Origin of the sequence: Aminobacter anthyllidis (assembly GCF_018555685.1) — a bacterium.
In the GTDB taxonomy this organism is placed as follows: Bacteria; Pseudomonadota; Alphaproteobacteria; order Rhizobiales; family Rhizobiaceae; genus Aminobacter; species Aminobacter anthyllidis.
Window position 1 is genome coordinate 770,929 of record NZ_JAFLWW010000002.1, and the last position, 17,498, is coordinate 788,426.

The following is a 17,498-nucleotide window of genomic DNA, read 5'->3' on the forward strand; positions in this document are numbered from 1 at the left end:
GTCTAGACGGGCGGCAAGAAAATTTCTCGCCAGAACCGGGATCGCCCGGAGAAACGACGGCCAATGGATCGCATCAGAATTGTCGGCGGCAACGAGCTGACCGGAACCATCCCGATCTCGGGCGCGAAGAACGCTGCCCTTCCCCTGATGATCGCCTCGCTGCTCACCGACGATACGCTGACGCTCGAAAACGTGCCGCACCTGGCCGACGTCGAGCAGCTGATCCGCATTCTCGGCAATCACGGCGTCGACTATTCCGTCTCCGGCCGCCGCGAGCGCCAGGGCGAAGGCTATTCGCGCACCATCTCGTTTACCGCGCGCAACATCGTCGACACCACGGCTCCTTACGAGCTCGTCTCCAAGATGCGCGCCAGCTTCTGGGTCATCGGCCCGCTGCTTGCCCGCATGGGCGAGGCCAAGGTGTCGCTGCCCGGCGGCTGCGCCATCGGCACGCGGCCGGTCGACCTGTTCATCGATGGCCTGCAGGCGCTGGGCGCCAAGATCGAGGTCGAGAACGGCTACATCCTGGCCTCCGCCAAGAACCGCCTCACCGGCAACCGCTACACCTTCCCCAAGATCTCGGTCGGCGCCACCCATGTGCTGATGATGGCGGCAACGCTTGCCCGCGGCGAGACGGTGCTGGAAAACGCCGCCCGCGAACCCGAGGTCGTCAACCTCGCCGAATGCCTCAACGCCATGGGCGCAAGGATTACCGGCCAGGGCACCTCGACAATCACCATCGAAGGCGTCGATTCGCTGTCGGGCGCGCGCCACCGCGTCATCCCCGACCGTATCGAGACCGGCACCTACGCCATGGCTGTCGCCATGACCGGCGGCGACGTGCTGCTCGAAGGCGCGCGCGCCGACCTGCTGCAGGGCGCGCTCGACGTGCTGTCGCAGACCGGCGCCGAGATCATCCAGACCAATTCCGGCATCCGCGTGCTGCGCAATGGCTCGGGCATCACCCCGGTCGATGTCGTCACCGAGCCCTTCCCCGGCTTCCCCACCGACCTGCAGGCGCAGTTCATGGGCCTGATGACGATGTCGAAGGGCAAGTCGAAGATCACCGAGACGATCTTCGAAAACCGCTTCATGCATGTGCAGGAGCTCGCGCGGCTGGGCGCCCACATCACGCTGTCGGGCCAGACGGCGATCGTCGAGGGCGTTTCCAAGCTCAAGGGCGCGCCCGTGATGGCGACCGACCTGCGCGCCTCGGTGTCGCTGGTCATCGCCGGCCTCGCCGCCGAAGGCGAGACGGTGGTCAACCGCGTCTACCATCTCGACCGCGGCTTCGAGCGCCTGGAAGAGAAGCTGTCGCGCTGCGGCGCGGTGATCGAGCGCATCAGCGGCTGAGTTAGGAGAATAAGGGGATAGGGCAGTAAGGCAGTATGTCGGTTTCGCTACTGCCCCAGTGCCCTACTCCCTTACTGCCTTCCCTTTAGCACCAAGACCGCCTAACAAAGCCGGAAGCATCACCTTTCCGCACAGGCAGCCGACCGGACATGAACCTGCTCAAACTAGTCGCCCTCGACGAAGAAGACCTGGAGATCGTTTCGGCGCATGTGCAGGATGCGGTGGTCAAGGTCGGCGACCTCGCTTTTGATGCGCCGGCGAAGCGTTTTGCGCTGGCGATGAACCGCTTCGCCTGGGAAACCAAGAAGGGTTTCTTCCGGCCGAAATACGAGCGGCGCAGGTCGATCCTGCATTTTGATCGTGTGCTGTCGGCCCAGTTGCATGGCATTTCGCGCGCCAAGACCGACGACGTGCTGGAGCTTCTGGCGATCGGCTTCGCGCAGGAAGAAGGCCCGACCGGCACGATCGAGCTGTTGTTTTCCGGCGACGCCGCCATCCGCCTCGATGTCGAGGTCATCGAGGCCCGGCTGACCGACACCGGCGCTGCCTGGCAGGCCTCTTCCCGCCCCATCCACAATACCTGAGCATTTCTAGACAATGGCCATCACGCTTCGCCAATCAGACGCAGACTTCGAGAAGCGCTTCGCCGCCTTCCTGACCACCAAGCGCGAGATTTCGCCCGACGTCGACGCGACGGTGCGCGCCATCATCGACGACGTTCGCAGCCGCGGCGACGCAGCACTTGTCGACTACACCCAGAAATTCGACCGTGCCGACCTCAGCAAGCTCGGCATCGCGGTGAGCCGCGCCGACATCGACCAGGCCTACAAGGACGCCGATCCGGAGACGATCGAGGCGCTGCGTTTCGCGCGTGACCGTATCCGCTCGCACCATGCCCGCCAGATGCCCAAGGACGACCGCTACATCGACCCGATCGGCGTCGAGCTCGGCTCGCGCTGGACCGCTGTCGAAGCCGTCGGTCTTTACGTCCCCGGCGGCACGGCGAGCTACCCAAGCTCGGTGCTGATGAATGCCGTGCCGGCCCAGGTTGCCGGCGTCGAGCGCATCGTCATCGTCGTGCCCGCGACCGGCGGCATCATCAATCCTTTGGTGCTGGTCGCGGCCGATCTTGCCGGCGTGTCTGAAATCTACCGCGTCGGCGGCGCCCAGGCTGTCGCTGCCCTTGCCTATGGCACCGAAACCATCCGCCCCGTCGCAAAAATCGTCGGCCCCGGCAACGCCTATGTCGCGGCCGCCAAGCGCCAGGTGTTCGGCACCGTCGGCATCGACATGATTGCTGGCCCTTCGGAAGTGCTCGTTGTCGCCGACGCCGACAACGACCCCGACTGGCTCGCCGCCGACCTGCTTGCCCAGGCCGAGCATGACGTGTCGGCGCAATCGATCCTGCTCACCAACGACGCCGCTTTCGGCAAATCGGTGGAAGAGGCCGTCGAACGCCAGATCAAGCTGCTGCCGCGCGCCGAGACAGCCGCAGCCAGCTGGCGCGACTTTGGCGCCGTCATCCTGGTCGACGACTTCGATGCGGCCATGCCGTTGGTCAACCGCATCGCCGCAGAGCATCTCGAGCTCGCCGTCGCCGATCCGGAAGCCATGCTGTCGAAGGTACGCAACGCCGGAGCGATCTTCGTCGGCAAGCATACGCCCGAAGTCATCGGCGACTATGTCGGCGGCTCCAACCACGTGCTGCCGACGGCACGTTCGGCGCGCTTTTCCTCAGGCCTGACGGTGCTCGACTTCGTCAAGCGCAGTTCGATCCTCAAGCTCGGCCCCGATCAGCTCAGGGCGCTGGCGCCCGCGGCCATCGCACTGGCCAAGGCCGAAGGTCTCGATGCGCATGCGCGCTCGGTCGCCATCAGATTGAACATGTAGGCGGCGATGTCCGACAAAGGCCACGCACGCTCCCGCCTGGTCGACGTCGAACTCGACGAATCGATCGGCCGTTCGACGCCCGACGTCGAGCATGAACGGGCGGTGGCGATCTTCGACCTAATCGAGGAAAACAGCTTTCATCCGATCAATGACGACGGCCATGGGCCCTACCGGCTCAAGCTGTCGCTGGTCGACGCCAGGCTGGTCTTCGCCATCTCGCGCGAGCATGGCGAGGCGGTCGTCACCCACATCCTGTCGCTGACGCCGTTCCGCCGCATCGTGAAGGACTACTTCATGATCTGCGAAAGCTACTACGAGGCGATCCGCTCTTCGACGCCAAGCCAGATCGAGGCGATCGACATGGGCAGGCGCGGCCTGCACAATGAAGGTTCGCAGACCCTGCTCGACCGCCTCTCGGGCAAGATCGAGATCGACTTCGACACCGCGCGGCGCCTTTTCACGCTGATCTGCGTGCTTCACTGGCGCGGATGACGTATGGCGGCAAACGGCACCTCTCCGCGCTCCATCTTGTTCATGTGCCGAATGAACTCCGTCCGCTCGCCAATGGCCGAGGCGATTGCCCGCCATCAACTGCCGGCTTCGGTGTTCGTGACTTCGGCGGGCGTGCGCGCCGGCGACCGCGACCCGTTCGTCGACGCCGTGCTTGCCGAGGAAGGCATGGGGCTCAACGAGCACCAGCCCCGCACCATCGATGATCTCGAGGACGACTATTTCGACCTGATCGTCACGCTTGCGCCCGAAGCGCATCACGCGGCGCTCGAATTCACCCGCTCGATGGCCGTCGACGTCGAATATTGGCCGACGCCCGATCCGACCGCGATCACCGGAACGCGCGATCAGATCATGCATGCCTACCGCGACGTACGCGAACGGCTGAAGCACAGAATGGCCAAACGATTTGCCGTCGAGGCACAAGGAAACGACGCCGATTAAGCGTGTTCACAAAGCGTGGAATATCATATAGGTTCCGCGAAAATTCCGGCCGGGTCGCCGGAAAGTCATCCAAACCAAAGGTACCGAATGCCGAAGGAAGAAGTCCTCGAGTTCCCGGGCGTTGTTACGGAATTGTTGCCGAATGCGATGTTCCGGGTCAAGCTCGAAAACGAACACGAAATCATCGCCCACACCGCCGGCCGCATGCGCAAGAATCGCATCCGCGTCCTCACCGGCGACAAGGTACTCGTCGAAATGACGCCCTACGACCTGACCAAGGGCCGTATCACCTACCGCTTCAAGTAAGCCGCCAGCTGTCAGCACGTCGGCCGGTCTCAGCCTACAGGATCATGGATTGAGCGATCTGCAAAAGCTTGTGCTTGCCTCGGGGTCGCCCCGCCGTGTCGAGCTGTTGCAGCAGGCCGGCATCGAGCCGGACCGGCTGTTCCCGGCGGATGTCGACGAACGCCCGATGCGCGCCGAACATCCGCGCTCGCTGGCCAAGCGCCTGTCGGTGACCAAGGCCCAGAAGGCGCACGACGTGCTTTCCAAGGAGGCAGAACCTGCTTCCGGCTTCATCCTCGCCGCCGATACGGTGGTGGCCGTCGGACGCCGCATCCTGCCCAAGGCGGAGACCTCCGACGAGGCGCTGCATTGCCTGCAGCTGCTTTCGGGCCGCTCGCACCGCGTCTATACCGGCCTCGCGCTGATGACGCCCGCAGGCAAGCTGCGGCAGCGGCTGGTTGAAACACGCGTCCGCTTCAAGCGCCTGTCGAAGCAGGACATGGAAAACTACCTCGGCTCGGGCGAATGGCGCGGCAAGGCCGGCGGCTATGGCATCCAGGGCCTCGCCGGCACCTTCGTCGTCAAGCTCGTCGGCTCCTACACCAATGTGGTGGGGCTGCCGCTCTACGAGACGACATCGCTGCTTTCGGGCGAAGGTTATCAGGTCCAGCTCAACTGGCAGGCCGGTGCACGCATATGACCGACAAGCCCGAAGCCGTCGTTACCCCCTTGCGCGCCAAGATCGCCTGCCCCGAATGCGGCAAGCCCTCGGCCCGCGACAGCTACCCGTTCTGCTCGCCGCGTTGCAAGGCAGTCGATCTCAACCGCTGGCTTTCGGGCTCCTATGCCATTCCCGTCCGCGACGACGAAGACGAGGATCCAACCAGCAGCAGCGAACCCGGCGAACGAAGCTGAGGCGCTGTTTCAGCTTACGCAACGGCCTGTGATTTCTTTCTGGAAAAAGACGTCGCAGGCGCTGGACAGCGGCAAATCTCGTGTTATAACCCACCCGCTTTCAAGGGTGCAGCGCACCGCTCGAAGCGTCCGGATCAAGGCTTTGGCCCGATCCTGGAACTAGGCCCAGATAGCTCAGTTGGTAGAGCAGCGGATTGAAAATCCGCGTGTCCGTGGTTCGAATCCGCGTCTGGGCACCATCACTTTCCTAAATAAGATCAGATACTTGAGGCCAACTGGTTCTTCCCTTTTAGGCCTCACCATGTTGCGGCATGTTGCAAGCAGGTTCCCTTGATTTCCAAGGGTTTCCGAGAGGCGACGGCGGGTCCACGCGACATGAACGCAACAAGCTAGCTATTCTAGGTCGATCATTTTCACGAGCGATGCCAACATCTGATAATCAGCGCGGCCAGCGCCCTCTCCTGCTAGGCGTATTGTCTCTTCCAGGGTGCCTTCGAACTGGCCAGGGTTAAGAGCGCCATTTTTGACGAGGAGCTTAACAAGCGTCCGAAGCGCTATTTGATTCGCCGCCTGCCAGTGAGCTAGCAACTGATGAAGCTCTTGTTCGTTGCTCATGTAACTGCCCCCGTCTCTGGTGGATGTCCCAAGCGAACTCTACCGCAAATGGGTCCAGTTGGCCTCTGGCAACGTCTCGCGACAACGCGAATCTCTGGCATGAGCCATTCAGCTATTCGGCCGGCAACCCGCAAAATGATGCTGGCTAGATGGAGGCGCGTTAGCAGCATGTCGAATGCTCCCCTGGCATGACGTGGCCGTGCCATTGCTGCCCGAATTGCGGCACATCGCAGTCAATTGACCATTGATCCGTTTCGCCGTCACACTCGTCATGCTCGCGGTCGTGCTGCTCCTCCAAGTCGGCCATGCCTTCGGTCGAATAGTCGCCGTGTGCGGCCTCTCCTACCGTCCATGCTGGATAGGGCTCCAGATCACTATCGTCGGCCTCTCTGTCGTCGAGCGGCTTGTGGCTGCCACCCGTGCCGGCCAGGTACGGTTCGAGATCCGGGTCAGGGTCGAAGGAGTCCAGCAGGGCAATCAACTGTTCAATCGCCGCCTCAATCCTCCGACGGATGCGTAGGTCTTGGTTGTGCCGCGCCCTCATGCTCCACCGCCTTTCAGGCCTTCATGGCTTTCGAGGGCGTCGTGCAAAACGCCAAGCAGATCACGTGCAACCCTCGTTCCAGCACCGATTGCGTCAGCTAGGTCGACCGGGGTCTCGCCGTTCTGGATCGCCCAAGCAGCAGCTTCACAAAGGCGCAGGATCGCTGACGCCTCGTAGCTGCACCGCATGATCTGGTCGGCGGTCATGTCGCCGTGCGGGATGAACCGGGTCATGCGGCGCCTCCCTGGGCGTGGCGCAGGATAGACGCGGCAATCTGCCCATGCCATTCCCTGCCGTGACGGATGGCAAGCTTGTCCATGTCCTTGCCGCTTTTGTCCCACGCCGCCAGCGCCTCAGCCTTGATAAGCAGGCCTTCCATGGTCGCATCCGGCTCGTTCATGATGGCCGCGATGTGATCTTCCAACTCGTCGCGTAGTTTATGGGTAACCGTCCATTTCGTCTTGTGTTCGGCTCGGGCTGGCTCCTTGAGCCGCTCGCACTCTTTTTCGTATGTTTCGGCAGTGCAGTGCAGTTGCTGCAGCCGTACGAGTTCATCACGCCATGCCGCCAGGGCTTTGCCGCCGCTCTTCTTCTGCTTACCGTTGGTGAGTGCGCGTAGATGCCGCTTAGCGTGGCCGATGTCCCAGTCCAGGTTCCGTGTCGTCACGACGATGCGCCGGGGGAACTCGTCGCCTTTGCGCCAGAGATATCCCCCCATTATCCGACCTTCGGCCTCGCCGGGCTGGCGAGTATCGCTCCACGGCAATCCGGTCCCCGGAACAGTCAGTTCATCAGGAGCCCACGGCCAGACGGCGTTCCACTTCGCCTCGACAGCATCCTGAGCCTGCCGCGCATCGTTGTATGCGGCAATCAGCGCAGGAAGTTCGGATGCCAGTTCGAGCAATCGCGGGTTCTCCGCCATCCCAGCAGCCTTGGCCGGCGCTGGCATCGCTCCGACTGCGGCAGCAGTGGAAGCAGAGGCAAGCCCGAGCAAAAGGCGGCGGCGGTTAATTTCGGGCAAGCCTTCGGCAGCGGCCGGAACACAATTGTTCGGCATGATAAATCTCCAGATTGTTGTGGGTCATGGCCGCCGCTAATCGCGAGCGGCCAAAGCAGTTTCCGAAATTATAGGTGAGTGGGCGCCAATGCTTCTTCGGCCACAAGCGAAGCCAGAAGCCCTGCAAACAGGTCGTCATTCCCTTCGCCGTAGACAGCAAGGTAGTCGATCAGGCTAGAACGGTTACCGACGGTGCCATTCACGAAATAGGCCACCTTGGCTGTCACGTCGGACGTAGTACGGCAATGAGCCAGGGCCAAGGCAAGGAAGGCTTTCTGCTCTGCGCGCTGCGTGGCTTCGGCCCCTGCGTCGTCAAGGCACTCCCCATCACCATCAAACATTGCTTCATCGGCGGTAACAGCGGCGCGGTGCGCTTCGATCAGTTCGATAATTGACGATGGCGTCTGGTCGACCTGCGGAACGACTTCCGGCAGCGATGTGACACATACAGCTTTGGACATTGGGCTTTCTCCTGTTTAACGTTTTTCGTTAACCAGAACGTAATACGTTGCCCCTAGTCATGTCAAACGCTTTTCGTTATACACGATGAAAATCATTGCAGGGGTATCTATGATAACTTCAGATCAGTGTCGAGCAGGGCGTGCTCTGGTGAACCTCTCACAGGATGAGCTGGCAACGCGGGCGCGCGTTGGCCTCTCAACTGTTCGAAACTTCGAGGCAGGGCGGTCTACCCCGGTCCTTAACAATCTAGACGCCATCAAGACAGCTCTGGAGACGGCGGGTGTCTTGTTTGAGGCAGCAGGCGAAACAATCCATGGTGGGCCTGGAGTGCGCCTAAAGGCATGACCGCGAACACACCGCGTCAACGAATGACCGACAAGCGCCGGCAGCACATCTTCTCGTAGAACTGCACCGGCCACAACGCCGCGCCGTGCTGCCTCTGCGGTCGGCCGGTCCACCGTCACAACGACCGGTGGATTGTCGAGCACAAGCGAGACCCGAGCTTACGGATCGAGGACACAGGCAATCGTGACAAGACCTCAGATCGGCGCCCGTTGGTACGCATAAGTGTCGCCGACGTGCGCCTGGCAGAAAACGTCTTGCTCGCAGAGGGACACGCAATCATCTGGCGGCCGAAGGTCAAGCGTCCTTGGTGTGGGTGATACCCTCGACCAATAGACTCCATAAACACGCAGCCAGGCGAGAAGCCTTCCGACAAAGGCCCGCTTTGCTATCTTGATAGATACCAAATAGGACGCGCCCCGCTTGACTAGATTGAAATGAAACACGAGACGACAATGATTACGATTAGATCTTCCCGCCCCAGCGATGGTGAGCGCGCAGTCGAAATTTGGCGCGGCGCGGTTGACGCTACGCATGATTTTCTGTCGCCACAGGATCGCCTTGCCATTGACGAGACGGTGTGCGGCTTTCTGCCCCAAGCACCGCTCTGGCTTGCCGTAGATGCTAATGATTACCCGCTGGCCTTCATGCTCATTGACAACGGACACATGGAGGCATTGTTCGTCGATCCAGCTTGTCGCGGAACTGGTGTTGGTGCCGCGCTCGTGCGCCACGGCCTTGCGCTTCATCCCAAAATGACAACCGACGTCAATGAACAGAACGCTCAAGCAGTTGGCTTCTATGAAAAAATGGGATTCAGGCGCACAGGCCGTTCGCCACTGGACGGGCAAGGCAAGCCTTATCCGCTCATTCACTTGGAATATCTCACGTAATTGATCGGTACGAGTGGGCGCCGTTTTCCGAGGTTTGTTTAACCGCCCGACACGGGGTGAACGGTGCGGCTAGCTACCGCTCGTATTCTCGGAAGAACCGCGGCAACTCCAACGGCCCGCATCGCTCAGTCGGCTTCCACTCGTCGGTTCGTAGCCAGGCGCCGCAGACCTTCCCCTTTTCGCGATCCTTAATCGGGTCGAAGTGCGCGCCCTCAAAATGCGTCGCGAAAACCTCCGCATCCTTGGCACTCGACTGTGACAGAGGTGCTGTCGCCGCAATAAAAAAAGGCCCGCCGCGCATATGCGCAGGCAGGCCTTCGAAATGCGGGATCATAGCCGTAAGGACGAACGGCTACGTGCTGTGCATTCTCAGAACTCAAAACAGGCGGTTTGGTTCCGCACTTTATCCACACTTAATCCAAAGGCCTGCCGGAGGGGGGTCCGACAGGCCTCAGTCTCGGAGCGATGGAGGGGTGTGAGTCGCTCCGCCACATGAACGTACTCGCCGTTCTTCGGTTCGCAAAGGCTTTGAACAGTGGGTGGAGACCTGCCGCTACCGGCTGGAAACGACAGGTCCGCTGCTTGGAGCGCGGCTGATGGGGCACGCGCTCCGCCAAGACAATCCCCTACCATAAAGTAAGTTCCCCGGATCCGAGGCGACAAACCTCAAGGTATCGCGCCGAGCAAACGGAACGGACGAATTAAGTTAAATTCCGTAGAATTGAGCAATCTATTGTGGGGTCGGCAACCAATATGGTGGGGCGCAGGTTTAAGGTGATCTGATACATTGAAGGTAGCTTCTATGGATATCAAGGCCGACGAATACAGTGTTTGGGTCGAGGGAACCGATTTATATTTCAGTGGGGTCATGCGTCTGGAAAACAAGGCGGCTCCGGAGATTACCGCACTCGTACGGGACCTCCTGAATTCCAGGCCACCAGCTATCACGGTGCGTTTGTTCGACCTTGAATTCCTCAACTCACAGGGCAGGAATATTCTGGCAAAGTTGGTGATTGAGGCCCGGAATCACCCTGAGGTTCGATTGGTGGTTCGGGGCAATAGCAATATCGCCTGGCAGGAAAGGGCGCTGCCAAATCTCAAGAAATTGTATCCGGACTTAGTGCTGCTTATGGATTGAAAGCAAAGGCCTGCCGGAGGGCGACCTCGACAGGCCTCGCTGCTAGAACGCCTGACGGTTCGGGTCGTTGCCCTGCGCTCCATCACAAGAACGCCTCGGGACTGAATGTCGTTCCACGAAAGGCCTGCGGGAGATGCGGCAGGGTTGCGAAGGAACGTCAATAGTCAAATCTTGTGATAGCGAAGCCCATCGGCATTCGGCAGTCTTTGTTTGCGAAAGGAGTGTCGAACATGAAGCCTATCTCGAGCATCCTGGCCGAAGATGAGACGACAAGGTGGAAGCTGGTCTTCAATATGGACAAACGGCATGTCTACGTCGGAACTGGACGTCCACCCTACAAGCGATTGTCGATCGACGAATTGCTGGCGTCCGAGCCGAGGGACACGCTGCAACGACAGGCACGCGACAAGCTCATGTCGAAGATATTGGACGCCATTTGTATGCTAGGTTAGCGCAAATGACCAACCGCATCGACTTCGCCGACGAGCTCGAAGACGCAGCCAATCGGAACCTGTTGCGGATCATGATCCGAAAATGGCTGGAGCACGGCGGCTATCTGCCGGTGCCGATGCTCGACGAAGACGATGAAGTGGATGGGAACGCTTAGATGCGGGTTCGGCTATCGATGACATCGGGCTCAGCTTCCCTTCGTCATTCAGGATTCGACAGAAGTTTCGCTTTCTGGTTCTGTCGGCGGGGGCTGATTCATCGAATCACATTGATCCGACACTTCTGAGTCCTTGGCTGTGCTCTTCGGGGGAAGAGAGCGACTTGTCGAAATCACCGTTTGAGCATCGCGTCGACCTTTGGCTTTCCGAAGACTTCAACGTTTGGCAGCGCTTCGGCCGGAATGCGCTCGGCCTTTACCATAACAAACTGCCACGCGAGTTTCGTCTAGTCGGCCTGACACATTGGTTGTCCAGAACCGCACTTGCTTCTTCGGCTCCGGGGCTAGCCTATTTTTATGGCTCAATCCCGGGATGGACAGCAATTGTCGCCGGCGGCGGGTTTTTTTTAGCCCATTCATTAGTGGGCGTTTTAGACAAGCTATCCAAAGCAAAATCATCGGACGATAACGACGTCCAAAGTGAAATGATCATCCGCGTCGGTGATCTCCTGTCGAGCCTGAAAAGCCGAATTGCAAAATCGAGTGACAAGGATGATGCAATTCGAGCTTGCCTGGGAATTATCGAAAACTACGCAAGGACAGTCACAAAGTCCAAAAAAGGAGACTTGTCCGTATCCTTGGTGCTTTTCTCGGGCAACAGCACCACCAGAATGAAGGTGCGCCATCGCAACCCAGGGAATAACCGCCCAACAAACCGGGAATTTGATGGGCGCTCACTCCTAGGTTTTCACGCCTGTGGGAGCGGACCTGCACCTCGTGTCGTCCAGGATCTAAAATGGTTTGGTAAGCCTGCCTTGGTAAGCCCCACACAACAGAAGGTCGGCTATCGTTCCATCTTGATCGTGCCAGTACAAAGCAGCGGCACAGCGGGGGCCATTAGGGGCTTCGTTTCCATCGATTGTGCTCGACCGTATGCATTTTACGGGAACAGATCGAATGTGATAATGGTTACTTGTGAGCCTGTGTTCAGTCATATCAACGAGCTGATTTAGAGGGCCATGCAATGAGTGCTACTGCCCAATTGACAAAAGGCCGGGAAACACGAGCCATGAGGACATCCCAGCGCCTCAATGCACTGAGACTTGACGCGGAGAAAATTCGCCGAAGCCATGCCAGTGGTGAAATCTCCGCAGATGAAGCAGCCAAGCAGCTCAGCGCACTGAAGCTCAAGTATGTCGGCTTTTTCGAAAGAATCCTCGACCTATAGCCCAGCCACCGCAATCGGGCAGGCTGAGAATGGCTCGATAGCCGCGTTCTAACGCAGCCGTTACAAACAGCGCAATCCGGTGCTTGCAAACCAGAAGCATCCGTTTGAGCATCATTGGCGGCGCGCTCGAACGAGCAGCGCTTTGGATTGATGCTATGCCTACACTGTTGACCAAGGATCAAATCCATCAACTTGCACTGCGCGCCATGCTTGTCGACGAAGAGACGCACGGCAAGAAGTTCATTGCCGGCTTGCGTATCGGCGATGGCCCAGACGCGAGTGTTCGCGCCTATGAAATTGCCGTGCGTGCCGTGCGGGAGGGAAGTGAAGCGTCGACCGATCACGCAGCGATCTATTTAGCCTACATGGGTTGGCCCATGGCTATGGCCATAGTCCTGCTTCTCATATGGCTGGAGAAGTGGTCGCCATGGGCCGAATGGATCGGCTAACCGGCGTGACGATTAGCTCACCGCTCATTGTCACAGGCGCTTCCAAAAGTAAAAAAGCCCCGCCACCTTTCGGCAACGGGGCGAGGGATGGGAGTGTTTAAACGTCCGTTACGGTATCATGATTCTACCCGTTCCTATGGGGCAGTTGGGTTGCCGCTCTTTTCCAGCAGCCTCACCGCACGATCGATCTGCATGGACACGTTCTGCAGCGTGACCTCCATCCGTGTCAGGCGGTCCTTCATCTCGCCACTCTGGATCTCCAAGCGCTCGATGCGGGTCGTATTCGCCGCAGTGGCCAATCTGTTGGCCTCGATATCAGATCGAAAGTTCGCCCAGCCGAAGATGATTGACGCCAGCAACGTGCCGATGACGATCATGTTGCCCAGGCTCATCTTCATGTCGATATCCATACCGAAGTGCTTTTGGTCGCTCATGGCTTCCTCCCGCACAGTTCCTCGCGTGTCTTCAGAATGGTGAGGTGCCGGGCTGCTTCCTCGGCATTCATGGCGTCATAGACCTCTTGCCGATAGCGGGCATCAGGACCAAGGCAGATGCTCCCGCGCGGTGTCGTGCAGGCGGCTGCACCGGTCAGGACGACGATCAGCAGCAGGATCCGCGTAACGAGGTCGAGCAGCCGGCGCTTCATGGCCGTGTCCTCTTGGCGAGTTCGGCGCGCACCTGATCGGCCGACATGGCGCCGACATCGGATTGCACGTCGTCGGCGATGTCCCTGGCCTTGGCTTCCTCAGCCTCACGCTTGGCGCGTTCCTTGCTCGCTGCATCGATGCCGCCCTTGATGTAGGCGACGAGCGCCGCGACCACGCCCCCCATGATCGCCAACATGGTCGGGTTGGTGAGGAAGGAGAGGAGCAGCGCGGTCATGTCCGCCATCCCAGATTGCGGGCCAGCATGTAGAAGCCCTCGGTCACAAAGCCGACCGCCGCCGTTGCCACGACTGTAGCGACGGCAACAACATCAGGATCGCCGGCAAGCTGATCCGCCAGCTGATAGCCAATGATGCCGCCCACGCCATAGCGGAGAGCGATGCGAATGAACGGTCCCATGGTCAGTGTCCTTTCGAGAACCAGGCGGCAATCGCCTTAGGGATGAGTTGCAGGAAGAAGGCCAAGCCCTTGGCGGGTTCGGTGGGATGCGGCGGTGGCGCGGGTTTGGTAGGCGCTGGCGCAGGTATTGAGGGAGCCGGCTTCGGTTCGGGGATCGTCGGACGAGGCTGCGGCGCTACACCGAGGTAGTTGGCGGCACGGAGAGCGGCTTCGAAGGTCTCGGCATACCTGGCCAGATCGTCGTCTCGGTCAGTGCCGTTGACGATGCGGCGGGCGCCGACGTAGTCGCAGCGGTCGCCCTTGATGTAGTCGTCCAACTTCTTGCCGGTGAACATGCCCTTGGTCATGCCATCGAAGATCGCCCGCAAGGCAATCGGCCATGTCATCATTTGGCCCGGGGTCGTTGCGCCGAACTTCCGGTGGTTCTCTTCCCAGGTGACTTGCACCAGCCCCTCGCCCACCCAAGGGTAGTAGCGCTTGGAGCGGAGGTACTTCTCGCCGCCCATTTCGCGGACGGGCTGCATGGTGTGCGCCGTCTCGTGATAGTCGGTGGCAAGGATGTAAGCGAGATGGCGAAGGGGCGTTCCGCGGCGCTGTGCCTCGTCGAGCACGCGTTCGGTGCCGTCGACCTGGCTTTGTGAAAGCGACGTTCCGAACACGCCAGATGAGCGCGCGCGCAAGGCCGCGTAGAACTTGCTACGGTCCATTGGGATTCCTCAGATGTGTGGAGTTTCAGAAGGCGAGCGAAAGCCGCCAGGAGCGCAGATCGGAAATGGATCAATTCGCTTGGGAGTGCGTTACAAAGCGTCCGGCGCTAGTATCCGGCGTATCCGGCGGCGTGGGCTTGGCTGGGGTTATGTGGAACGATCAATTCGCGGATATCGCTCATCTCATAGAGAGTGCCGGCTCTCCGTTCCCGACTTCGCGTATCCGACGCCTGGTTCTGCGCGCCACCGCCAAGTTTGATGCCACCGACGAGATTTCCCAACTGATCGACCGGTTGAACTTCACTCTCGATATTCTAGCCATCGTCCTCGCCGAGCTGGGCGACGGCCCAGCCTTCAATCGCCTCAACGCCCTCGATGATCTCCGCAAGCTTGAGGCGGCCTGTGAACGGCAGCGGCGTTCAGTGGCCCAATAACCAGACGAAATTCGAAGACGGTTGAAAATGGACGATTAGGCTGGGAGTGCTATGCGCAGCAACGCTTCGGCCGCATGACGATCCGTGTTGTTCGCCAAAACCCACTCACGCGGGGCGTAGCCGTCCATATCGGATGCCAACAATTGCCGAAGTTCATCGTCGCTCGACCAGAAGGCGCCGGTAGACGAGGTTAGATATGGAGCCGCGCTGCAAGCGACGGCCATTTCCGGGATGAAGTCATATCGCCGAACGAATGTCGGAACATCCATCGACCAAGCTTCGGCCAGTGCTAGGCCCTGGCTCTCGCTCTGGCCAACAACGACACAGGCAACCGCCTCGTCCAAAGCCCGCTTGAACTCCTCGGGCTGGTAATTTCCGTAGCGCATCGTGACGGGCTCTAATCCTGCCGATCGGATCACTTCGACCGCCTCGGCAGCTGCTTCGGGCTGTCGCTTCTCATAGATCAGGATCTTGCTGCGTTTGCCTCCCGATGGTGCCCACCGGTTTGCGTCCACGCCAGCCGGCCAGATCGCAATTTTGCCGATCAGGCGGGGCTCGTCAGCTTCGTAGGCATCTTGGACCCATCTGCTTGGAACCAACACCATGTCGATCTCAGGAGAGGCCAAGACAGCGTCTTCTTCGAAGGCTCGGACAACAATATTCGGGCCGACGATCAACCGATCGCACAGGCCGCCGCGCTTCGCCGCAATGCCCGTCCGAACAGCCCGGGCGTCTGCGACGGCATGAACAGTCTTTGCCCGCAACTTGCCAAAGCGTCGTGCGTACAGCCAGTCGATGCCGGCCAACTGTTTCAATCCTTCGACAAGACTGCGAGTTACGCCAGGGTGTCCGCCATACTGCCGCTCTTGGCCGCGCAGGCGCTCTCGAACCTGTAACCACAGGTCGTTCAATAGCGGGCGCTGTTTTCCGGTAAGGATGACCAAGTCGTGGCGCTTCATTTGCTACGCCATATCTGGTCCTATTTTCGGCGTCAAAGCTTAGATGCGGCGGTGAAGAATGCATCCACGCGTGTCGACGAGTAGCCGAGCGCAGCAAAGCCCGATCGCAACATCGGGTCATCTCGATTGAATGCCTTGCTCTCAACATAGGCGATCTGAACAAGCTTGGGCTGGCTGGAAACCCATGCTTCAACGCGTGCAGTTAGTCCGTCGATCTCCAATTGCATCTTGAACTGCCGAGAAGAGACGACTTCCGGAACAGGTGTTGGCGGAGCGGGTCGAATAGTGATGACAGTCATGTACCTTCCTCGATCTCTTCGGCGTGAGCAGCAGCCAGAATTGCCTCCTGCTCTGCACGCCAGGCTGCCGCGCCGATGCCATGTCCATCAGGCTGGCTGAAATCGGCGGTCCAGAGATCACGTTGCGTTCGGTCCTCCGGGATGTCGGCTGTCGTGACGATACGATAGGGCACACCAGCAGGGACGTCCTTGCGTGCTATCTCTTCGACTGGAATCCCACTCTGCTCGAATGGAATTATCACGGCCACACCGTTGCCTAGCGGGTGAATGATCCTTTTCATTTTAGTCTCCAAACACAGCGACGCAGAATACGTCGCAATCGAGCGCGGTATTGTTGACGGCACGGGTCCGAATGTTCGCCGTCGTAGTCGTGAGCGTGATCGGCGCCAGCAATCCAAGGTTATAGGCGCCACCGCCGGCGTCCTGGCGACCGGAACCAACGACAGAGTAGGTTGCATTGCCTAGGGCCGCAGTAAAGTTGAGCGTGAAATCCCCCGTCCCATTATCAGTAATCGAGGTGATATTGTAACTGTCGCGGACGGCTAGCGTACCTGCAGCGTTAAAGTTCGCCCAAGCCTTTGCCACCCCCTGATGGCTCTTCATCGTCGACACGGACGGCGCGCGGGCGGTGTCTGTTCCTGCTGCCACCTCGGCTGCTGTGGCTAGCTCAACAAGACCGGCGAAGGTTTCCGAGGCCCCAAGGGCAGCGAGATTTGAAGGCGTGAGGCCGCGGGTAGCATCAGCCTTGGCTTGCGCTTCAGCGTCGGTGGCAAGTTCGACCAACCCGGCAACTGTGGTCGAAGCTGCCGCCGGATAGACGACCGACTGTCCGTTCGCCTTTTTGTAGTCGACGCATATCCAATTCCCGGCTCCCTTTGAACGGAAGGTGGCTGTGTCGTTTGCCGCCGTAGTGATGTTGGCCGCGCCCGGCAGAATGAGGCTGGTGGCGTTGTGGGTGAGCGTCAGCGCACCGGCGAAGATCAGGGTACGCAAAGCGCCCGAACTGACCGTGCCGAGCGCGGTGATTGGCGTCGTGCCCGTGACGTTGACGACGACACCAGTAGCGTTGGCCAGGTTGAGCGTCGCGGCCGACGCCATGTCGGCGCCCGTCGTGTTGAGGTTGTCATTGCCAGAAACGGCAGTACTGCCGCCGGTGCCGCCAGCGGTGACCGGACGCGCTGCATTCAGGTCGGCCAGAAGGTCGGCCAGGAATGCATTGTAGCGGGTGCTCGATACTGTCGTGTTCGGCACGCCATTCGTATTTGGCGGCCACGACATCACACCTGAGCCGTTACGGGGCATC

The 17,498-nt window shown here is 59.9% G+C and carries 31 protein-coding genes and 1 tRNA gene; 18 read left to right on the forward strand and 14 right to left on the reverse strand.

Annotation, left to right across the window (positions count from 1 at the left end; genetic code table 11):
* Positions 1 to 63 precede the first annotated feature (63 nt).
* From murA to J1C56_RS08890, 9 genes are all read left to right on the forward strand, one after another.
* Positions 64 to 1,353 carry a UDP-N-acetylglucosamine 1-carboxyvinyltransferase gene (gene murA, locus J1C56_RS08850; protein WP_192568851.1) on the forward strand — a complete coding sequence of 430 codons (1,290 nt, stop codon included), beginning with the start codon at positions 64 to 66 and terminating at the stop codon, positions 1,351 to 1,353.
* Between the two features lie 149 nt (positions 1,354 to 1,502).
* Complete coding sequence (locus J1C56_RS08855) at positions 1,503 to 1,937, forward strand: DUF2948 family protein (protein WP_214387978.1); 435 nt, start codon at positions 1,503 to 1,505, stop codon at positions 1,935 to 1,937.
* A 13-nt stretch (positions 1,938 to 1,950) separates the two neighbouring features.
* Complete coding sequence (gene hisD / locus J1C56_RS08860) at positions 1,951 to 3,243, forward strand: histidinol dehydrogenase (RefSeq protein WP_214387980.1); 1,293 nt, start codon at positions 1,951 to 1,953, stop codon at positions 3,241 to 3,243.
* A gap of 6 nt (positions 3,244 to 3,249) precedes the next feature.
* Positions 3,250 to 3,735, forward strand: a complete 486-nt coding sequence (locus J1C56_RS08865; protein WP_067965312.1) for a UPF0262 family protein — start codon at positions 3,250 to 3,252, stop codon at positions 3,733 to 3,735.
* A gap of 3 nt (positions 3,736 to 3,738) precedes the next feature.
* Complete coding sequence (locus J1C56_RS08870; RefSeq protein ID WP_214387982.1) at positions 3,739 to 4,197, forward strand: arsenate-mycothiol transferase ArsC; 459 nt, start codon at positions 3,739 to 3,741, stop codon at positions 4,195 to 4,197.
* Between the two features lie 87 nt (positions 4,198 to 4,284).
* On the forward strand, positions 4,285 to 4,503 hold the full coding sequence (gene infA / locus J1C56_RS08875; RefSeq protein ID WP_006200926.1) for a translation initiation factor IF-1: 219 nt from the start codon (positions 4,285 to 4,287) through the stop codon (positions 4,501 to 4,503).
* A gap of 49 nt (positions 4,504 to 4,552) precedes the next feature.
* Entirely contained in the window at positions 4,553 to 5,182 is a 630-nt protein-coding gene (locus J1C56_RS08880; RefSeq protein ID WP_214387984.1) for a Maf-like protein, read from the forward strand.
* Positions 5,179 to 5,397, forward strand: a complete 219-nt coding sequence (gene yacG / locus J1C56_RS08885) for a DNA gyrase inhibitor YacG (RefSeq protein ID WP_214387986.1) — start codon at positions 5,179 to 5,181, stop codon at positions 5,395 to 5,397. The genes J1C56_RS08880 and yacG overlap by 4 nt, the downstream gene beginning before the upstream one ends.
* A gap of 163 nt (positions 5,398 to 5,560) precedes the next feature.
* Positions 5,561 to 5,636: transfer RNA gene (locus J1C56_RS08890), tRNA-Phe, on the forward strand.
* Between the two features lie 154 nt (positions 5,637 to 5,790).
* Here the strand turns inward: J1C56_RS08890 and J1C56_RS08895 are convergent.
* The 5 genes from J1C56_RS08895 to J1C56_RS08915 form a co-directional block, all read right to left on the reverse strand.
* Positions 5,791 to 6,012: a hypothetical protein gene (locus tag J1C56_RS08895; RefSeq protein WP_214387988.1), complete on the reverse strand. Its 222-nt coding sequence runs from the start codon at positions 6,010 to 6,012 to the stop codon at positions 5,791 to 5,793.
* 160 nt (positions 6,013 to 6,172) lie between these two features.
* A complete protein-coding gene (locus J1C56_RS08900; RefSeq protein ID WP_214387990.1) occupies positions 6,173 to 6,556 on the reverse strand; it encodes a hypothetical protein in 384 nt (127 codons plus the stop codon).
* Entirely contained in the window at positions 6,553 to 6,789 is a 237-nt protein-coding gene (locus J1C56_RS08905; RefSeq protein ID WP_214387992.1) for a hypothetical protein, read from the reverse strand. The genes J1C56_RS08900 and J1C56_RS08905 overlap by 4 nt, the downstream gene beginning before the upstream one ends.
* A complete protein-coding gene (locus J1C56_RS08910; RefSeq protein ID WP_214387994.1) occupies positions 6,786 to 7,613 on the reverse strand; it encodes a hypothetical protein in 828 nt (275 codons plus the stop codon). The genes J1C56_RS08905 and J1C56_RS08910 overlap by 4 nt, the downstream gene beginning before the upstream one ends.
* A gap of 68 nt (positions 7,614 to 7,681) precedes the next feature.
* Positions 7,682 to 8,074 carry a hypothetical protein gene (locus J1C56_RS08915; RefSeq protein WP_214387996.1) on the reverse strand — a complete coding sequence of 131 codons (393 nt, stop codon included), beginning with the start codon at positions 8,072 to 8,074 and terminating at the stop codon, positions 7,682 to 7,684.
* Between the two features lie 109 nt (positions 8,075 to 8,183).
* Here J1C56_RS08915 and J1C56_RS08920 point away from each other — a divergent pair, with 109 nt between their 5' ends.
* The 8 genes from J1C56_RS08920 to J1C56_RS08955 all read left to right on the forward strand — a co-directional run bounded on the left by J1C56_RS08920 (position 8,184) and on the right by J1C56_RS08955 (position 12,732).
* Entirely contained in the window at positions 8,184 to 8,420 is a 237-nt protein-coding gene (locus tag J1C56_RS08920; protein ID WP_214388325.1) for a helix-turn-helix domain-containing protein, read from the forward strand.
* A 452-nt stretch (positions 8,421 to 8,872) separates the two neighbouring features.
* Complete coding sequence (locus J1C56_RS08925; protein WP_214387998.1) at positions 8,873 to 9,310, forward strand: acetyltransferase; 438 nt, start codon at positions 8,873 to 8,875, stop codon at positions 9,308 to 9,310.
* A gap of 802 nt (positions 9,311 to 10,112) precedes the next feature.
* Entirely contained in the window at positions 10,113 to 10,448 is a 336-nt protein-coding gene (locus J1C56_RS08930; protein ID WP_214388001.1) for a slr1659 superfamily regulator, read from the forward strand.
* A gap of 230 nt (positions 10,449 to 10,678) precedes the next feature.
* Entirely contained in the window at positions 10,679 to 10,900 is a 222-nt protein-coding gene (locus tag J1C56_RS08935) for a hypothetical protein (RefSeq protein ID WP_214388002.1), read from the forward strand.
* A gap of 5 nt (positions 10,901 to 10,905) precedes the next feature.
* Entirely contained in the window at positions 10,906 to 11,055 is a 150-nt protein-coding gene (locus J1C56_RS08940) for a hypothetical protein (RefSeq protein WP_214388004.1), read from the forward strand.
* Positions 11,056 to 11,219: 164 nt separating this feature from the next.
* On the forward strand, positions 11,220 to 12,068 hold the full coding sequence (locus J1C56_RS08945) for a hypothetical protein (RefSeq protein ID WP_214388006.1): 849 nt from the start codon (positions 11,220 to 11,222) through the stop codon (positions 12,066 to 12,068).
* A 56-nt stretch (positions 12,069 to 12,124) separates the two neighbouring features.
* Positions 12,125 to 12,283, forward strand: a complete 159-nt coding sequence (locus tag J1C56_RS08950) for a hypothetical protein (protein WP_214388008.1) — start codon at positions 12,125 to 12,127, stop codon at positions 12,281 to 12,283.
* A gap of 104 nt (positions 12,284 to 12,387) precedes the next feature.
* A complete protein-coding gene (locus J1C56_RS08955) occupies positions 12,388 to 12,732 on the forward strand; it encodes a hypothetical protein (RefSeq protein ID WP_214388010.1) in 345 nt (114 codons plus the stop codon).
* A 134-nt stretch (positions 12,733 to 12,866) separates the two neighbouring features.
* Here J1C56_RS08955 and J1C56_RS08960 read toward each other — a convergent pair whose 3' ends face one another.
* From J1C56_RS08960 to J1C56_RS08980, 5 genes are read right to left on the reverse strand one after another with little or no spacing between them, the layout of a single operon-like run.
* Entirely contained in the window at positions 12,867 to 13,166 is a 300-nt protein-coding gene (locus tag J1C56_RS08960) for a hypothetical protein (protein WP_214388012.1), read from the reverse strand.
* Complete coding sequence (locus J1C56_RS08965; protein WP_214388014.1) at positions 13,163 to 13,378, reverse strand: hypothetical protein; 216 nt, start codon at positions 13,376 to 13,378, stop codon at positions 13,163 to 13,165. The genes J1C56_RS08960 and J1C56_RS08965 overlap by 4 nt, the downstream gene beginning before the upstream one ends.
* A complete protein-coding gene (locus J1C56_RS08970) occupies positions 13,375 to 13,614 on the reverse strand; it encodes a hypothetical protein (protein ID WP_214388016.1) in 240 nt (79 codons plus the stop codon). The genes J1C56_RS08965 and J1C56_RS08970 overlap by 4 nt, the downstream gene beginning before the upstream one ends.
* Positions 13,611 to 13,796 (reverse strand): hypothetical protein, encoded by a 186-nt coding sequence (locus tag J1C56_RS08975; protein ID WP_214388017.1) that lies wholly within the window; start codon positions 13,794 to 13,796, stop codon positions 13,611 to 13,613. Before J1C56_RS08975 ends, J1C56_RS08970 begins: the two co-directional genes overlap by 4 nt.
* Before the next feature lie 2 nt (positions 13,797 to 13,798).
* Positions 13,799 to 14,503, reverse strand: a complete 705-nt coding sequence (locus J1C56_RS08980; RefSeq protein WP_214388019.1) for a hypothetical protein — start codon at positions 14,501 to 14,503, stop codon at positions 13,799 to 13,801.
* 65 nt (positions 14,504 to 14,568) lie between these two features.
* Here J1C56_RS08980 and J1C56_RS08985 point away from each other — a divergent pair, with 65 nt between their 5' ends.
* Positions 14,569 to 14,937 carry a hypothetical protein gene (locus J1C56_RS08985; RefSeq protein WP_214388021.1) on the forward strand — a complete coding sequence of 123 codons (369 nt, stop codon included), beginning with the start codon at positions 14,569 to 14,571 and terminating at the stop codon, positions 14,935 to 14,937.
* Between the two features lie 35 nt (positions 14,938 to 14,972).
* On the opposite strand, the gene J1C56_RS08990 is transcribed toward J1C56_RS08985, so the two are convergent.
* Genes J1C56_RS08990 through J1C56_RS09005 form a run of 4 tightly spaced genes read right to left on the reverse strand, consistent with a single transcriptional unit; the run spans position 14,973 to position 17,497 of the window.
* The gene (locus J1C56_RS08990) at positions 14,973 to 15,896 is read right to left on the reverse strand and encodes a glycosyltransferase family protein (protein WP_214388023.1); all 924 of its coding nucleotides are present in this window, start codon (positions 15,894 to 15,896) and stop codon (positions 14,973 to 14,975) included.
* A gap of 32 nt (positions 15,897 to 15,928) precedes the next feature.
* Positions 15,929 to 16,195 carry a hypothetical protein gene (locus J1C56_RS08995; RefSeq protein ID WP_214388025.1) on the reverse strand — a complete coding sequence of 89 codons (267 nt, stop codon included), beginning with the start codon at positions 16,193 to 16,195 and terminating at the stop codon, positions 15,929 to 15,931.
* Positions 16,192 to 16,476, reverse strand: a complete 285-nt coding sequence (locus tag J1C56_RS09000) for a hypothetical protein (protein WP_214388027.1) — start codon at positions 16,474 to 16,476, stop codon at positions 16,192 to 16,194. Before J1C56_RS09000 ends, J1C56_RS08995 begins: the two co-directional genes overlap by 4 nt.
* 1 nt (position 16,477) lies before the next feature.
* Positions 16,478 to 17,497, reverse strand: coding sequence for a hypothetical protein (locus J1C56_RS09005; RefSeq protein ID WP_214388029.1), 1,020 nt, complete (start codon positions 17,495 to 17,497; stop codon positions 16,478 to 16,480).
* Position 17,498 lies beyond the last annotated feature (1 nt).

Excerpts from the sequence above, each read along its gene's own strand:
- murA (WP_192568851.1), top strand. The coding sequence starts at position 64 with ATGGATCGCATCAGAATTGTCGGCGGCAACGAGCTGACCGGAACCATC.
- J1C56_RS08855 (WP_214387978.1), top strand. The coding sequence starts at position 1,503 with ATGAACCTGCTCAAACTAGTCGCCCTCGACGAAGAAGACCTGGAGATC.
- hisD (WP_214387980.1), top strand. The coding sequence starts at position 1,951 with ATGGCCATCACGCTTCGCCAATCAGACGCAGACTTCGAGAAGCGCTTC.
- J1C56_RS08865 (WP_067965312.1), top strand. The coding sequence starts at position 3,250 with ATGTCCGACAAAGGCCACGCACGCTCCCGCCTGGTCGACGTCGAACTC.
- J1C56_RS08870 (WP_214387982.1), top strand. The coding sequence starts at position 3,739 with ATGGCGGCAAACGGCACCTCTCCGCGCTCCATCTTGTTCATGTGCCGA.
- infA (WP_006200926.1), top strand. The coding sequence starts at position 4,285 with ATGCCGAAGGAAGAAGTCCTCGAGTTCCCGGGCGTTGTTACGGAATTG.
- yacG (WP_214387986.1), top strand. The coding sequence starts at position 5,179 with ATGACCGACAAGCCCGAAGCCGTCGTTACCCCCTTGCGCGCCAAGATC.
- J1C56_RS08895 (WP_214387988.1), bottom strand. The coding sequence starts at position 6,012 with ATGAGCAACGAACAAGAGCTTCATCAGTTGCTAGCTCACTGGCAGGCG.
- J1C56_RS08900 (WP_214387990.1), bottom strand. The coding sequence starts at position 6,556 with ATGAGGGCGCGGCACAACCAAGACCTACGCATCCGTCGGAGGATTGAG.
- J1C56_RS08905 (WP_214387992.1), bottom strand. The coding sequence starts at position 6,789 with ATGACCCGGTTCATCCCGCACGGCGACATGACCGCCGACCAGATCATG.
- J1C56_RS08910 (WP_214387994.1), bottom strand. The coding sequence starts at position 7,613 with ATGCCGAACAATTGTGTTCCGGCCGCTGCCGAAGGCTTGCCCGAAATT.
- J1C56_RS08915 (WP_214387996.1), bottom strand. The coding sequence starts at position 8,074 with ATGTCCAAAGCTGTATGTGTCACATCGCTGCCGGAAGTCGTTCCGCAG.
- J1C56_RS08920 (WP_214388325.1), top strand. The coding sequence starts at position 8,184 with ATGATAACTTCAGATCAGTGTCGAGCAGGGCGTGCTCTGGTGAACCTC.
- J1C56_RS08925 (WP_214387998.1), top strand. The coding sequence starts at position 8,873 with ATGATTACGATTAGATCTTCCCGCCCCAGCGATGGTGAGCGCGCAGTC.
- J1C56_RS08930 (WP_214388001.1), top strand. The coding sequence starts at position 10,113 with ATGGATATCAAGGCCGACGAATACAGTGTTTGGGTCGAGGGAACCGAT.
- J1C56_RS08935 (WP_214388002.1), top strand. The coding sequence starts at position 10,679 with ATGAAGCCTATCTCGAGCATCCTGGCCGAAGATGAGACGACAAGGTGG.
- J1C56_RS08940 (WP_214388004.1), top strand. The coding sequence starts at position 10,906 with ATGACCAACCGCATCGACTTCGCCGACGAGCTCGAAGACGCAGCCAAT.
- J1C56_RS08950 (WP_214388008.1), top strand. The coding sequence starts at position 12,125 with ATGAGGACATCCCAGCGCCTCAATGCACTGAGACTTGACGCGGAGAAA.
- J1C56_RS08960 (WP_214388012.1), bottom strand. The coding sequence starts at position 13,166 with ATGAGCGACCAAAAGCACTTCGGTATGGATATCGACATGAAGATGAGC.
- J1C56_RS08965 (WP_214388014.1), bottom strand. The coding sequence starts at position 13,378 with ATGAAGCGCCGGCTGCTCGACCTCGTTACGCGGATCCTGCTGCTGATC.
- J1C56_RS08970 (WP_214388016.1), bottom strand. The coding sequence starts at position 13,614 with ATGACCGCGCTGCTCCTCTCCTTCCTCACCAACCCGACCATGTTGGCG.
- J1C56_RS08975 (WP_214388017.1), bottom strand. The coding sequence starts at position 13,796 with ATGGGACCGTTCATTCGCATCGCTCTCCGCTATGGCGTGGGCGGCATC.
- J1C56_RS08980 (WP_214388019.1), bottom strand. The coding sequence starts at position 14,503 with ATGGACCGTAGCAAGTTCTACGCGGCCTTGCGCGCGCGCTCATCTGGC.
- J1C56_RS08985 (WP_214388021.1), top strand. The coding sequence starts at position 14,569 with ATGGATCAATTCGCTTGGGAGTGCGTTACAAAGCGTCCGGCGCTAGTA.
- J1C56_RS08990 (WP_214388023.1), bottom strand. The coding sequence starts at position 15,896 with ATGAAGCGCCACGACTTGGTCATCCTTACCGGAAAACAGCGCCCGCTA.
- J1C56_RS08995 (WP_214388025.1), bottom strand. The coding sequence starts at position 16,195 with ATGACTGTCATCACTATTCGACCCGCTCCGCCAACACCTGTTCCGGAA.
- J1C56_RS09000 (WP_214388027.1), bottom strand. The coding sequence starts at position 16,476 with ATGAAAAGGATCATTCACCCGCTAGGCAACGGTGTGGCCGTGATAATT.
- J1C56_RS09005 (WP_214388029.1), bottom strand. The coding sequence starts at position 17,497 with ATGCCCCGTAACGGCTCAGGTGTGATGTCGTGGCCGCCAAATACGAAT.